The 14,706-nt window shown below is 60.2% G+C and carries 12 protein-coding genes; 11 read left to right on the top strand and 1 reads right to left on the bottom strand.

Annotation, left to right across the window (positions count from 1 at the left end):
• Window positions 1-71: 71 nt before the first annotated feature.
• From pheA to HM1_RS08685, 7 genes are all read left to right on the top strand, one after another.
• The gene (pheA, locus tag HM1_RS08655) at window positions 72-944 is read left to right on the top strand and encodes a prephenate dehydratase (protein ID WP_049754093.1); all 873 of its coding nucleotides are present in this window, start codon (window positions 72-74) and stop codon (window positions 942-944) included.
• A gap of 4 nt (window positions 945-948) precedes the next feature.
• Window positions 949-2,121, top strand: coding sequence for a prephenate dehydrogenase (locus HM1_RS08660; RefSeq protein ID WP_012282984.1), 1,173 nt, complete (start codon window positions 949-951; stop codon window positions 2,119-2,121).
• Between the two features lie 97 nt (window positions 2,122-2,218).
• Window positions 2,219-3,550: a 3-phosphoshikimate 1-carboxyvinyltransferase gene (gene aroA / locus HM1_RS08665; RefSeq protein WP_049754094.1), complete on the top strand. Its 1,332-nt coding sequence runs from the start codon at window positions 2,219-2,221 to the stop codon at window positions 3,548-3,550.
• 235 nt (window positions 3,551-3,785) lie between these two features.
• Entirely contained in the window at window positions 3,786-4,472 is a 687-nt protein-coding gene (gene cmk / locus HM1_RS08670; RefSeq protein ID WP_012282987.1) for a (d)CMP kinase, read from the top strand.
• On the top strand, window positions 4,469-5,161 hold the full coding sequence (locus HM1_RS08675) for a lysophospholipid acyltransferase family protein (RefSeq protein ID WP_012282988.1): 693 nt from the start codon (window positions 4,469-4,471) through the stop codon (window positions 5,159-5,161). Before cmk ends, HM1_RS08675 begins: the two co-directional genes overlap by 4 nt.
• A gap of 226 nt (window positions 5,162-5,387) precedes the next feature.
• The gene (locus HM1_RS08680) at window positions 5,388-7,391 is read left to right on the top strand and encodes a bifunctional 4-hydroxy-3-methylbut-2-enyl diphosphate reductase/30S ribosomal protein S1 (protein WP_417999845.1); all 2,004 of its coding nucleotides are present in this window, start codon (window positions 5,388-5,390) and stop codon (window positions 7,389-7,391) included.
• Window positions 7,392-7,541: 150 nt separating this feature from the next.
• Window positions 7,542-9,887 (top strand): type IA DNA topoisomerase, encoded by a 2,346-nt coding sequence (locus HM1_RS08685; protein WP_012282991.1) that lies wholly within the window; start codon window positions 7,542-7,544, stop codon window positions 9,885-9,887.
• 6 nt (window positions 9,888-9,893) lie between these two features.
• On the opposite strand, the gene HM1_RS08690 is transcribed toward HM1_RS08685, so the two are convergent.
• Window positions 9,894-10,343: a hypothetical protein gene (locus HM1_RS08690; protein ID WP_148207115.1), complete on the bottom strand. Its 450-nt coding sequence runs from the start codon at window positions 10,341-10,343 to the stop codon at window positions 9,894-9,896.
• 625 nt (window positions 10,344-10,968) lie between these two features.
• Here HM1_RS08690 and HM1_RS08700 point away from each other — a divergent pair.
• The 4 genes from HM1_RS08700 (at window position 10,969) to thrC (ending at window position 14,705) form a co-directional block, all read left to right on the top strand.
• Window positions 10,969-11,682 (top strand): hypothetical protein, encoded by a 714-nt coding sequence (locus HM1_RS08700; protein WP_148207116.1) that lies wholly within the window; start codon window positions 10,969-10,971, stop codon window positions 11,680-11,682.
• A gap of 169 nt (window positions 11,683-11,851) precedes the next feature.
• Complete coding sequence (locus HM1_RS08705; RefSeq protein ID WP_012282994.1) at window positions 11,852-12,304, top strand: ACT domain-containing protein; 453 nt, start codon at window positions 11,852-11,854, stop codon at window positions 12,302-12,304.
• 39 nt (window positions 12,305-12,343) lie between these two features.
• The gene (locus HM1_RS08710; RefSeq protein WP_012282995.1) at window positions 12,344-13,633 is read left to right on the top strand and encodes a homoserine dehydrogenase; all 1,290 of its coding nucleotides are present in this window, start codon (window positions 12,344-12,346) and stop codon (window positions 13,631-13,633) included.
• Between the two features lie 22 nt (window positions 13,634-13,655).
• Entirely contained in the window at window positions 13,656-14,705 is a 1,050-nt protein-coding gene (gene thrC, locus HM1_RS08715; protein ID WP_012282996.1) for a threonine synthase, read from the top strand.
• The last annotated feature ends 1 nt before the right edge of the window (window position 14,706 follow it).

Below are 14,706 nucleotides of genomic sequence, written 5' to 3' on the forward strand. Positions count from 1 at the left end.
CGTCGCTGCCGGGGAGGATCGGGAAGGGAATCTCAACACAGCGAATACCGGCAAGGAGACGGATGAGAGATATGATGACTGAGCGACAACCGAAGGGGCTCGCCGGCGCCGTCAAGGGGCCGGTGGGCTATCTGGGGCCTGAAGGCACCTTCAGCGAAGAAGCGGCCCGGGCCTTTTTTTTACCGGATACGACCTTGCGGCCTTTTTCCAGCATCTCCGCCGTTTACGAGGCCTTGAGCCTCTGGGAGATCGAGGCTGCCATCCTGCCTCTGGAGAACTCCATCGAGGGCACGATCAACCAGACCCTGGACGAACTGGTAGAAAATCCGGGATTGTTCATCTTCGGAGAACTGATCCTCCCCGTCCATAATCACCTGCTCGTTCCACCGGGTGTCGACTGGACCCGTGTCGTCGAGGTTTATTCGCACCCGCAGCCGCTGGCCCAGTGCCGCAGATTTCTCGAGGCCAAGCTGCCGAATGCGCGGCTCATCGCCACCGCTTCGACGGTGGAAGGCGCGAAGAAAGCCCTGGAATTGACTGTTCCCGAGGCGCCGCGGGCTGCCGTCGGTTCGGCCTTCGCCGCCCGACGGCTCGGCCTCCAGATTGCTCAGTCCGATATCCAGAGCCGGCCGAACAACAAGACCCGTTTCGTTGTCGTCGGACGGCAGTTGACAGAACCGACGGGCAACGACAAGACATCCCTGGTCTGTTCACTGCCCCAGGATCGACCTGGCGGCCTCTATGCCATTTTGAAGGAGTTTGCCGAACGGGAGATCAACCTGACCCGCATCGAATCGCGGCCTACCAAGCACGAACTGGGCCAATACCTTTTTTTCATCGATTTTGTCGGACACCAGCGCGATCGCACTGTGGCCGAGGCGCTCAACGCCATCGGGCAGTTCACCACCTTGACCCGTGTGCTGGGCAGCTATCTCCGGGGGTGAAGGCATGGAAGAGGCGGAAAGAACCGTTTGCCGTACATTAGAGGAAAAGATAGCAGGCGCTGATGTCTTTCGCCGCGTGGTCATTATCGGCCTTGGTGTCATCGGCGGCTCCCTGGCGATGGCCTTGACCCAGGGACAGCTGGTCGATGAGGTGATCGGCGTCGACCGCGATGAGGAGACGCGCAAGCTGGCCCTGGCCACTTACGCGGCCCATCGGGTCGAAGCGGACGCTGCGGAGGCTGTTGCGGAGGCGGATCTGATCGTGCTGGCCACGCCGGTTTGCACCTATCCGGCCATCATCGCCTCCATCCGTCACCGGCTGAAGCCGGGGACTATTGTCACCGATGTGGGATCGACAAAACAGTGGGTGCTCGAACAGATGGGCCGGTTGCTCCCGCCCGGCGTCCGCTTCGTCGGCGGCCATCCCATGGCTGGTTCGGAAAAACAGGGGATCCGGGGCGCTGATCGCTACCTGTTGGAAAACGCCGTCTACGTGCTGACGCCGGATGTTGATACTGACGCTGCGGCGCTGCAAGCCCTGGAAGATCTGATCAAAGCCGCCGGTGCACGGGTGCTGCGAATCAGCGCCGAGGAGCACGACAGCATGGTCGCCCTGGTCAGCCACCTGCCCCATATGATGGCCGTCGCTCTGGTTGAGACCTTGAGCGAAGTGGCGAAGGAGTATCCGAAAGCGCCCATGCTGGCGGCCGGCGGTTTCCGAGACACGACGCGGGTTGCCGCCGGCGACCCGCAGATGTGGGTCGACATCGCCTGCACCAACCGGGAGCCGCTGCTACATATGATCGGCTGCTTCCGCAGCGCTCTGGACCGGCTGGAAGAGCAGATCGACGCCTGCGGCGCCTGTGGCTCGAAAATGGAAGCTCTCCGGGAAACCCTCGCCCATGCGCGGGAGGTCCGACTTTCGATCCCCGGCAAGGCCAAAGGGATCCTGCCCGGCATCCATGAGATCGTCCTTACCGTGCCGGATGAGCCGGGTGTGATCGGCACGATAGCCCGCCTCCTTGGCGACAACGGCATCAACATCGCCGACATCGAGATCTTGCGCGTCCGCGAAGGCCACGGCGGGACCATCCGCATCGGCTTTTACGAGGCGCCTGATGCCGACGGCGCGGTGGAGGTGCTCGCTGGGGCAGGCATCATCGTCAAGCGGTGGTAGCGTTCATTCTCGCTTTTTCAGGCGGTTGCTTCGGTGCCTCGGCGCGAAAGACAACCGCCTTTTCTAAAATACGATAAAAAAGGAGATCCTGGATCCCATGAACGATGTGCAAACAGCAGCGCTTAAAAGCCTCGCCATACGACCGGGTCTCCCTTTGCGCGGCGAAACGGAGGTCCCCGGCGACAAGTCCATCTCCCACCGCGCTGTCATGTTCGGCGCGCTGGCCAGGGGGGTGACGCGAGTCCACCGCTTCCTGCCCGGCCAGGATTGCCTTTCCACCATCGATTGTTTCCGTAAACTCGGCGTCCGGATCGAACAGCCTAATCCGTCCGAGGTGGTTGTCTACGGTCAAGGGCCGGGGGGGTTGAAAGAACCCTCGGAGGTGCTCGATGTGGGCAATTCAGGCACGACGATCCGGCTGATGACCGGCATCCTCAGCGGCCTGCCCTTTTTTTCTATAGTGACTGGCGACACCTCCATTCGGCGGCGGCCCATGGGGCGCGTCACCCGTCCGCTTTTGGAGATGGGCGCGTCCATCTGGGGTCGTGAGAATGCGACCAAGGCGCCCCTGGCCATCAACGGCGCATCGATGGCTTTGGAAGCCATCCACTACAACAGCCCTGTCGCCAGCGCCCAGGTCAAGTCGGCCGTGCTCTTGGCGGGGCTCTTTGCCGAGGGCTGCACCAGCGTCCGGGAGCCTTTGGTTTCGCGGGATCACACGGAGCGGATGCTGGCCGCTTTTGGCGCGAAAATCGGGCGTTCAGAGGACCGATTGACGGCTTCCGTCGAGGGCTTTCCCGAACTGCGCGCCCAAGAAGTGGAGGTTCCCGGCGATATCTCGTCGGCCGCCTTTTTGCTCGTCGCCGCTTCCATCGTGCCCGGTTCTGAGCTGGTCCTCTACAACATCGGCGTCAACCCGACGCGGGACGGCATCATCGAAGTGCTGCGGGCCATGGGCGGAGATGTGCAGGTGGAAAATGCCCGCGAGGTGGCTGGAGAACTTGTGGCTGATCTGATCGTCCGAAGCGCCTCTTTGAAAGGGACGACCATCGGCGGTGCCATCATCCCCCGCCTCATCGACGAACTGCCGATCATCGCCGTAGCCGCCCTCTTCGCAGAGGGGACGACGGAGATCCGCGACGCCGCCGAGATGCGGGTGAAGGAGACGGACCGCATCGCCGTCATGATAAGGGAGCTGCGCAAGCTCGGCGCCGATATTGAGGAGAGACCTGACGGGATGATCATCCGGGGCGGCGCTGCGCTGCGGGGGGCAGCGACGGAGAGCCACGGCGATCATCGCGTCGCCATGGCGCTGGCTGTGGCCGGACTGCTGGCGGAAGGGGAGACGGTGATCAACGACGCTGGCAGCATCGATGTGTCCTTCCCCGGTTTTGCCGAGTTGTTGGAACGGCTGCGGCGGCGCGCCTAGGGGGAAAAGGGCGAGTTGCCATAGCGTCTCCTGCAGGAGACGAAGTGAGGAGCGGCATTGGGCGGTGAGGTTTTTTCGCCATTTCGCGTTCGGAGACGGATGATGTGCCTCTTTGCTGAGATATGTGGTAAAATATCGGCAAAAAGTGACTATGGTGAGTCGACTCGTCTGCCCGTTGCCGATAAATCCGGTTGCACCGTAGAGCGCCTCACCATGCTGCGAAGGGGATAGAATTGTGACCCGTGCCGGAATCCAAGTAGCGATTGACGGACCGGCAGGCGCCGGCAAGAGCACCGTCGCCCGGGAGTTGGCAAAACGCCTGGGCTATCTCTATATCGACACAGGCGCCATGTACCGCGCCCTGACCTGGCTGGCCCTGCAAAAGGGGATCGCCTTGTCGGACGACGAGGCCTTGGCCCGGCTGGCGGAGCAGGCGGACATTGCGCTGCTGCCCCTTCCCGGCGGTTTGACCGTCCTCGCCGACGGGCAGGATGTGACCGACGCCATCCGCACGCCCGAGGTGTCTCGCCATGTTTCCCGCGTCTCTGCTGTGGCCGGTGTCCGTGCGCCCATGATGCGCCTGCAACAGAAGTTGGCAGAGCAAGGCGGCGTCGTTATGGACGGCCGCGACATCGGCACCCATGTGTTGCCCCAGGCCGAAGTCAAAGTTTTCCTGACCGCCTCCGTGGAAGAACGGGCGCGCCGACGCTTCAAGGAGATGATCCTCAAAGGGATGGATGTCGACTTCGAGCAACTCCGCAACGATATGGAGCGGCGTGACCGGGAGGATTTCACCCGGGAGACGGCGCCGCTCGTCCAGGCCGATGACGCCCTGTACCTCGATACGACTGGCCTTGCCTTTGAAGAAGTGGTGGGACGCCTGTTGGATATGGTACATAGCCGGACGGGGGATGGACGATGAACGACGAGATCCGCTCCGGCGCTGTCGATCTGGAAGAAAGGGAACGGAGAGGACTCGCTTCGGCCTACTGGCTCTACCGCCTGTTGCGGGCGCTCTTTCGCTTCCCTTTCAAACACTTTTGTCATTGGCGGATCAGCGGGCTGGAAAATGTCCCCCTTGATGGACCGTTGATCGTCGTCAGCAACCATGTTTCCAACTGGGATCCGGTGATCTTGGCCTGCGCCCTACCACGGCAGCTGCATTTCATGGCCAAGGTGGAGTTGTTCAAGATCCCGGTCTTGTCTTATGTGATGACTGCCTGCGGCGCCTACGCAGTGGATAGGGGGAAACCCGGACGCCAGGCTTTGAAAAAATCGCTCGATATCCTGGCAGAGGACAAGGTGATCTGCATCTTCCCGGAAGGAACGCGGAGCAAGACCGGTGAGACGGGCGAGGCCAAAGCGGGCACCGCCATGATCGCCGCCAAGTCGCAAGCGTACATTCTTCCGGTAGGCCTACACAACAGCAGGAAGGTCTTCTCTAGGGGATGGTTTCGGCCTTTCTCCGTTTCTATCGGTCGGCCGTTCCGGATCGAGGCGGCGGAAGGGAAGCGGCTGTCATCGCAGCGGCTGCATGAATTATCGGACGAGATAATGGAGGAAATCACGGGATTAGTGAATCATGCGAAGGAAATTTTGAACAAAGCCTAGAAATGAACAATTAAAAATCGGTGTACTATTTTCATATCGAGCGAATAGGGCATCCCCGCAATGCGATGGGGATGATTTATTTTGCTATGGATAACCCGGCAATCGCGAAGTATCCTATATTTTAAGCCCGATTCCCCTTTTCTTCTAAAATGGAGAGAGTTTTTTAGAGCACAAGCAGGATTTATTCGTTTGATCACGAAAATAAAAGCAGACGAATAGGGGAGTGATGGGTTTGCAAGTCCTCCTGGCGGATCACGCTGGGTTTTGTTTTGGCGTCCAACGGGCGCTCGACCAAGTGGAGAAGGAAGTCGGACAAGGCAACCGGGTGGTCACCTACGGGCCGCTCATCCACAACCCGCAGGTCGTCGAACGGCTTGCCCGGCAGGGTGTAGAGGAAGTGAAAGACCTGGCAGGAGCCTCATCCGGAAAGCTCGTCATCCGCTCTCACGGCGTTGGTCCTGAGGTCTACGAACAGGCGAAGCAATGTGGCTTTGACATCGTCGACGCCACCTGTCCTTTCGTCCACAAGGTGCAGAAGCTTGCCAAGGACTTTACCGACCAGGGATATCAGGTGATCGTCGCCGGCGACCGGAATCACCCGGAAGTGCAGGGCATCGTTGCCTGGACTGGCGGCAAAGCCCTCGTCGTCGCTGACGAGCAGGAGGCGAAAGCCCTCGATCTTCAGGGTAAGGCGGCGCTAATCGCACAAACTACCCTAAAAGAGGCTACCTTGCGCCACATCGAGTCGGCCTTGCGTGGCAAGCCGATCGAACTGGCGGTGCGCAACACCATTTGCGCGGCCACGAGCAAACGCCAGGACGCCGCCAGGCGGTTGGCCGCAGAGGTCGACGTCATGGTCGTCGTCGGCGGACGCAACAGTTCGAACACGGCGAAGCTGGCGCAGATCTGCCAGGGCGCTGCCGTACCGACCTACCATGTCGAGACGGCTGACGAATTAGACCCTGAATGGTTTCAAGGCAAGCAAAAAGCGGGGGTAACTGCCGGGGCATCCACCCCCCGTTGGATAATCGAGGAGGTAGTACAAAGAATGACCGATGTGAACCAGGAACAGGCAACGACCGAACTGAACGAACAAAAGCAAGAAGCGATCGAAGTCCAGGAGCCGCAGAATGAAGTCGAGGATATGGACAAAATGTTCGCCGAGTCTCTCAAGAAGATGGAAGAGGGCCAACTGATCACCGGCATCGTCGTCAAAGTCACTCATGATGAGGTGCTCGTCGACGTGGCCGGCAAATCGGAAGGCGTCATCCCCATTCGGGAACTGGCGACCCGGATGCCTAACTCGGCTAGCGATATCGTCAAAGTCGGCGACGAGGTGAAGGTCGTCATCCTCAAGGCTGAATCGGAAGACGGCACCTTGGTGCTGTCCCGCCGCCGTGCCATCGAACGGGAGAAAATCCTTCACCTGCAAGAAGCCAAAGAGCGCGGCGACATCATCACCGGCGAAGTCATCGCCGTCGTCAAGGGCGGCCTGCGCGTCGATGTGGGCGTCATCGGCTTCGTTCCCGCCTCTCAGGTGGAGCGGGGCTATGTAGAAAACCTGGAAAAGTACATTGGCCAGACCCTGCGGATGCGGATCATGGAGATCGACACCCGCCGGAACAACGCCGTGCTGTCCCAGAAAGTCGTCCTCGAAGAGGAGTACAAAGAGGCCCGTGCCAAGACCTGGGAAGAGATAGAAGAAGGTCAGACCCGCCGCGGCACTGTGCGCCGTCTGACCGATTTCGGCGCCTTTGTCGATCTGGGCGGCGTTGACGGCCTGCTCCACGTCTCTGAAATGTCCTGGGGCCGCATCAAGCATCCCAGCGAAGTGGTCAAAGAAGGCGACGTTATCGACGTCTATGTCCTCAAGGTCGACCGCGAGAAGGAAAAAGTCTCCCTGGGTCTGAAACAGGTATTGCCCAACCCTTGGAACACCGTCTCCGAGAAATACCCCATTGGCGCCATCATCACCGTCACTGTTGTCCGGCTCACCCCCTTCGGTGCCTTCGCCGAACTGGAACCGGGCGTCGACGGCCTGATCCATATCTCCCAACTGGCCGACCGCCGCGTCAACAAGCCGGAAGACGTCGTTTCCGTGGGCGACCAGGTCAAGGTGAAGGTCCTCGACATCAAGGAAGCCGAGCGCCGCATCTCCCTGAGCATACGCGCCGTCAAAGAAGATGAGGCCAACGCCGAGGTGCAGGAATACCTGGACAACCAGGAATAGGAATGAACATCAGGCTAGGAGAAGGAATCACCATCCGATGCTTTCCCCAGCCGCTTTTCCATGTAAGCACACTTGATCGAGTTCGAATACCGTGGGTAGCCAAGCGGGGCAGTGGATGCCCCGCTTTTCTTATCCTCGGGGGAGGAAACGTTGAAAACCTTGATCATCGCCGAGAAGCCGAGCGCCGCTGAAGCCATCGCCGAGGCTGTCGCCGGCACCTATCAAAAAAAGCGCGGTTACCTTGAAAGCCCCGACTTCTACATCACCTGGGCCGTCGGGCACCTCGTTCAACTGGCCGAACCGGAGGACTATCGCTCCAGCCTCAAACGCTGGCGCTTCGGCGACCTGCCGATCATCCCCGACTTTCAGCTGCGGCCAGTGAAGAAGACAGAAGGCCAGTTGAAGACCATCGCCGGATTGGCGAAAAAGAGCCGGGCACTGATCAACGCCTGTGACGCCGCCCGGGAAGGTGAACTGATCTTCCGCTACATCGTTGCCTACCTGCGCCTGGAGGAGATGCCGGCTTGGCGGCTCTGGACGGCCTCTCTCACCGCCGAAGCCATCCGGGCGGCCATGGCCGACCTGAAGCCCCTCGACCGATATGACAATCTGTTCAAATCGGCCCGCTGCCGCAGCGAGGGTGACTGGCTGATCGGCATCAACGCCACCCGCGCCTTTACGACCCGCTTTGGCGAGCTGCTCACCCTGGGCAGGGTGCAGACGCCAGTCCTGGCCATGATCTGTGAGAACCGCCGGCGGCGGGATGCCTTTGTCCCCGAGACCTACTGGGAGGTCTGGGCGCGCTTTCGCGGCGAAGGCTGTGATTACCGGGGTCTTTGGCTCCGGGAAAAGGGTGAGGCGCATCGCCTCAATGAAAAAGGTAAGGCAGAAGCGATCGCTGCTGCAGTGGACGGCCGGAACGGCGAGGTCCGCCAGGTCGACGAGAAGGAGTCCCGGGAGCTACCGCCCCGCCTCTATGACCTGACGACGCTGCAGCGTGAGTGCAACCGCCTCTTCGGCTTTTCCGCCAACAAGACCCTCAAGATCGCCCAAGAGCTCTACGACAGCAAGTTCATCACATACCCCCGCACGAACAGCCGATTTGTCGATAAGCATGGCCTGGCCTTGCTTCGGCGCGTTGTCTCCGGCCTCGCCAGCCACCCCGTCTACGGCCCCTTCGTCGCTCAGGGTAACCCACAACTGGTCCATGAGCGCAACCGGAACATCTGCCGGCCTGAAGCGGTCGAGGATCACCATGCACTGTTGCCGACGACGCTGGTTCCTACCGGGCTGGTGGGGGATAAGTGGAAGGTCTATGACCGGATCGTCCGGCGTGTGCTCGCCCACTACTATTTGCCGGCTCGCTATCGTGAACGGGTTGTTCTCACCGTCGTGCCTTTCGAGCGCATTACCGGCAAAGCGACAGACCTACCCGTCGGCGACCTTGGTATGGCGACTGCAGTTTTGGACAGCGCGCACAGCAAAGAGGCGGATGATCTCGGCGGCGCAGTCTTCCGAAGCGCCGAAAAGACGATCATCGATCCCGGTTGGAAGGTTGTCGACGGCGGTTGGACACCGCCGAAAGAACAGGAGCGCTTTCCGGAGCGGGCCGGTTTGGCGGTCCGTTGCGCCGGCGCTGAGGTGCTGGAAAAGCAGACGGAACCGCCCAAAGCCTACACGGAAGGCAGCCTGTTGGCCGCTATGGAGACGGCTGGCAAGCAGTTAGATGACGAGGAACTGCGGGAGATCATGAAAGACGCCGGTCTGGGAACGCCGGCCACCCGTGCGGCCACCATCGAACGGCTGAAGGAGGTCGGTTATATCGAACTGCAGGGCAGGCAGATCGAACCGACCCCGAAGGGGATGGCCCTCATCAGCCTGGTGGAAAAGTCCGAGATCCCCCTCCTGTTGTCAGCGGAGATGACAGGCCGTTGGGAGAAGTTCCTGAATGAGATCGCTCGCGGCAACGCCCAGCCCCTCGAATTCAACCGCCGCGTGTCCGACCTGGCCGTCTACTTGGTCAAGCAGTTGGAGGCCGCCGAAAAAAGTTGGTATGACAAGAGTGCCTGCGCGCGGCGACTTGGGACATGCCCCCGCTGCGGCGGCGCCATCGTGGAAAACCGCAAGGCTTATGTCTGCGCCAACTGGAAGGTTGAGCAATGCCCCGTCACGATCTGGAAGACCTTCCGAGGCAAGGGGATCACCGAAAAGACGGCACTCGCTCTTTTGGAAAAAGGCCGCTCCCCTCGCCTGCGCTTTTACACAAAAGAAAAAAAGCCCTATCCGGCAGTTATCGTTTTTGACGCCCAGACAGGGGTGATGAACCTGGAGTTTTCTTCGGCAGCCACGAGGTCAACAAAGTCAGCAAGACCGAAAAAAGCAACCCCAGCTGCCGAACCTGTAGAGCCTGCTGAAAGGGACCGATCCACAAACACAGCAAAAACCCTACAGCCTTCGAACAGCGGCAATCAGACAGCATCAATGAAAAAGGCGTAAGACGTGTCAGCGGGAAGGCAAACCCCTCTTGTCTTCTTGCCCCCCCTTTTTTTCATCATCGCTGCCTTCATCGGCGATTTCCAATAGGCTCACCTTGGCGCTTTCTTCGGCCTTCGCTTCCGATGACGCCATAGGCTCTGTCGTCTTCTCGGCGCCGCTCACCGATTCTTCCGCAGGGGCGTCAATGTCGTCATTCGTGACGGCGGCCAAAAGGATAGCTTCCTGTTCCTCAGCAGGCGCTATCGTCTGTACCGAATCAGGGCCAAAGGTCACCTTGATAGAAGAGGTGGGCGCAGGCTTCTCGTCGGAATTCGTCGGGATGATCAGCGTCGGACGCCGACTGGGGCGCGGGAGCGGTCGGCTGCCGGGGGCTGGAGCCGAGGCGGGCGTCGGCAATGGTTCCCTTTCGGCCATCTGCTCCGCCGGTTGTTCCCCAGGGGAGGGAGAGTCTGGCAAGGAGCAGGCGCCTGGTCTTTCCGGCGCCCCTGGCGCGGTCGGCATGGGAAACCACGACTGCAAAACAGGAGACGCCGGCCTGCTCCAAGGACCGGATCCAGGGGAGGGGACCATGCCGGGGTAGCCGGGAAGGCCGGGAGATACAGGGTAGTCGGGAGCGACCAAGCTTGGGCAATAACCCCTTTGCTCGATTGTTCTCATCATGTCCGAGACTGTACTTCGCATATCGTGGTATAGGCGGGAATACATTTCGGCGCAGCGAGCCTGCACCATGCGGCAGACCTGACGATGCATGGCCTGAAGCAAATAGGGCTCCTGCGGACAGGCGTAGCGGCAATCTGGCTGACGTCGCGCCGGTGCGATGCCCATTGTTTCTTCAGGACCACGAGAATATGTGCGTTCTGACATGTAAACGAATCCTCCTCCAAGTCGGCGGCAAACCGGAAGTGTCGATTTCGCTACCATACTATGAAGGTGGATAGGGAAAGGTTAGGAAAAAGTCACCGGTTTTGATGATCAGCCCGGCAATTGGTGGGATCGGCGTTGGGCCAGGCGACGCCCAATACACAAAAAATTGCCTAATCCGACGAAAAAACAGTCAGATTCGCCAGGGAGGAGAGGGAAGATGCAAAAGACACCGCTTCTCCGAGTAAGGACGAATAGCTGGTTGGCGGTGCTCGCGTGGATGCTCTTCCTCTTTGTGACGCCAGCCCAGGCCTTTGATACCATCTTTCCGGCCCACCGGTTCACTTCCATCCGATCTGACGCGCCAGTGTTGCCTTTGGACCGGAGCATGCGCATCTATGGCAGGCTCTTTCACGCTGGTCAGACTGACTACTTCACCGTTCACGGGCAAAGCGGCGACGAATTGCGCCTGGAGATGGCTGTTCCGCAACTCGACGGATTAAAGAAGTTTCGCCCTTCCGTTGCTGTCATCGGCCCCGGGTTGCCGATGGGTGTTCATGACGGCGCTTACTTCACCGTCCCTAACGGCCTGGGCGCCCATGTGATCGAGCCGGCGGCGCGGGAACGCGACTTGAATGATGCCATGTCCGGCGCCCGGTTCTGGCTGACCCAAGCCTTTCAGCTCCGTCTTCCTGCCGAAGCCGATTACTACATCGCTGTCTTTGACAAATCGGGGCAACGGGGAAAATATGTCCTTAACCTCGGTCCGCCGGAGGAAACAGACCTCTTGACCGCCTTCCAGCGGCCGATCCAGTTTCTCGAGATCCGGGCCTGGTACCATCCGACGCAGCTGTTGGCCGTTATCGCCCTGGCGGTGATGGCTGTCGCTGTCTTTTTTGCCGGTTGGCTGGGGCGAAGGCAAAAAACGGGGTGAACGAAAACGGGACGACTGTCTTATTTCCGGGCATTGCCAATGCCTGATGAGCCGGTGCAAAGGGAAATTGTATGAATCTTCATCTTGGGGTTGCCGAACAGCCGGTAAAACCGATATAATGTCTACCATACAGAGAAACATTCCTCCCCAGATGGACAGAGGTGAAATCATGAACGATGGGGGAAAGCGTTTCTACCTGGTCGACGGAGATATCCTCCCGGAAGCGATCCTGAAGACGGCCCTGGTCAACGAGATGCTGGCCAAGGGCGAGGTGACCAAGGTGAGTGAAGCTGTCGAGAAGGTGGGTCTCAGCCGGAGCGCCTATTATAAATACAAGGATGGCGTTCTGCCTTTTCGGGAACCGGGACGGTCCAACATCGTGTCGGTCAGCCTGTTGCTCGAACACCATCCCGGCATCCTCTCGCGGGTGCTGAACACGGTAGCGGCGATGGAGGGCAACATCCTGACGATCAACCAATCAGTTCCCGAAAAAGGCCTTGCGCCTGTGGCTTTTGTGTTGGACAGGAGCCGGATGTCCGTCGATCTGCCACGGCTCTTGGCTGAGCTGAGACAGTTGACCGGCGTCCGCAGCGCCCAACTGGTGGGCAGCGAAGAGGAATAAACTGTAGAATAAGTGAGAGGAATTAGCGAGGTGCATCCGATGAAACAACCCATCATGGTCGGTCTGCTCGGTCTGGGAACAGTCGGGGGCGGAACGCTGCGCATCCTGCAAAACCGGGTGGAGGATATCGCCCAGCGGCTGGGACGGCCGGTGCAGGTCAAAAAAGTGCTCGTTCGCAACCTGCATAAGCCACGCCCTGTTGTCGTCGACCCTGCCCTGTTGACAGACAATCCTGCCGACATCCTGGAAGACCCAGAGATCTCCATCGTTGTCGAACTCATGGGAGGCATTCATCCCGCCCTTGATTATATCAAATCGGCCTTGAAAGCGGGCAAGAACGTCGTCACCGCCAACAAGGACCTGATGGCCGTTCACGGCCGGGAGCTCTTCGATCTGGCTGAAGCGAAAGAACTGGACCTGGAGTTTGAAGCCTCCGTCGCCGGCGGCATCCCCATCATCCGTCCGCTCAAGGTCTGCCTGGCCGCCAACCGGATTGAAGAGTTAAAAGGCATCATTAACGGCACGACCAACTTCATCCTGACGAAAATGACCCAGGAAGGCAGCGACTTCGGCGAGGTGTTAAAAGAAGCCCAGGCACTGGGCTATGCCGAGGCCGACCCGACAGCTGACGTGGAAGGTCTTGACGCCGCCCGCAAGCTGGCCATCGTCGCCTCCATCGCCTTCAACTCTCGGATCACCCTGAACGACGTCTACGTCGAGGGGATCACCAAGGTGACGGCCCGCGACATCCAATATGCCCGCCAGATGGGCTACACGATCAAACTGCTCGGCATCGCCAAGGAGATCGACGGCAAGGTGGAGGCCCGCGTCCACCCGGCCATGATCCCCGACTGCCATCCCCTGGCCGCTGTCAACGACGCCTTTAACGCCATCTTCGTCAAGGGCGACGCCGTCGGCGAGACCATGTTCTATGGCCGCGGCGCCGGCGACATGCCGACCGGCAGCGCCGTCGTCGGCGATATCATCGACGTGGCCCGCAACATCATCAAGGGCCATACGGGCCGCATCTCCTGCACCTGCTATCACCAGAAGCCGGTTCGCCCCATCGGCGAGATCGTATGCAAATACTTCCTGCGCCTGGTGGTGACGGAGAAGCCTGGCGTCCTCGCCGCCATCGCCGGCGTCTTCGGCGACCAGGGCGTCAGCATCCAGACCTTGATCCAGCAGGAGACGATCGGCGACAGCGCCGAGATCGTGCTGGTCACCCACCCTGTCCGGGAGGACAACCTGCAGATGGCGCTTAAGATCCTGTCCGACATGCCGAGCGTCGAGCGCGTCGGCAACGTGATCCGCGTCGAACGCGGCTGAATCAGCGAGAGGAGAACATAGTATGAATAGGCAGGGCATCATCCCCACATTCAAAGACTTTCTGCCGGTGACCGAAAAGACGCCCATGGTGTCGCTCTGCGAGGGTAACACGCCCCTCATCGCCGCGCCTCGGCTTTCCCAACAAATCGGCGCCGAACTTTATTTCAAATATGAAGGGCTCAACCCGACCGGTTCCTTCAAGGATCGAGGCATGGTCATGGCCGTCGCCAAGGCCGTCGAAGAGGGCGCCCAGGCGATCATGTGCGCCTCGACGGGCAACACCTCCGCTGCTGCCGCCGCCTATGCCGCCCGCTGCGGCATCAAGTGCATCGTCATCATCCCCGAAGGCAAGATCGCCCTCGGCAAACTGGCCCAGGCGCTGATCTACGGCGCCAAGGTCATCGCCATCGAGGGCAACTTTGACGAAGCCCTGAAGATCGTCCGCGACATCTGCGCCAAACACCCCATCACCCTGGTCAACTCGGTCAATCCCTACCGGATCGAAGGGCAGAAGACGGCTGCCTTCGAGGTCTGCCAGCAACTGGGCGATGCGCCCGACTACCTGGCCATCCCTGTCGGCAACGCCGGCAACATCACCGCCTACTGGAAAGGCTTTGTCGAGTGGAAGCAGGCCGGCAAGGTGGACAAGACCCCCAAGATGATCGGCTTTGAGGCGGAAGGCGCCGCCGCCATCGTCTTTGACCGTGTCATTGAGAAACCGGAGACGGTGGCCACGGCCATCCGCATCGGTAACCCCGCTTCCTGGCAGGGCGCTGTCGCGGCAGCCCGCGACTCCGGCGGCTTTATCGACTATGTGACCGACGAGGAGATCCTCGAGGCCTATCGCCTGCTCGCCTCTCAGGAAGGCATCTTCTGCGAACCGGCATCAGCTGCTTCCCTGGCCGGCGTGATCAAAAAGCGTCAAGCCGGCATCCTGCCCGAAGGCGCCAAGATCGTCTGCGTTCTCACCGGCCACGGCTTGAAAGACCCTGACAATGCGATCAAAACGGTGTCCGGCGGCCCGATCATGGTGCCGGCCACAGAAGAGGCTGTTCTGCGGGAGGTTTTTTAAC

Source organism: Heliomicrobium modesticaldum Ice1 (assembly GCF_000019165.1).
Classification (GTDB): domain Bacteria; phylum Bacillota; class Desulfitobacteriia; order Heliobacteriales; family Heliobacteriaceae; genus Heliomicrobium; species Heliomicrobium modesticaldum.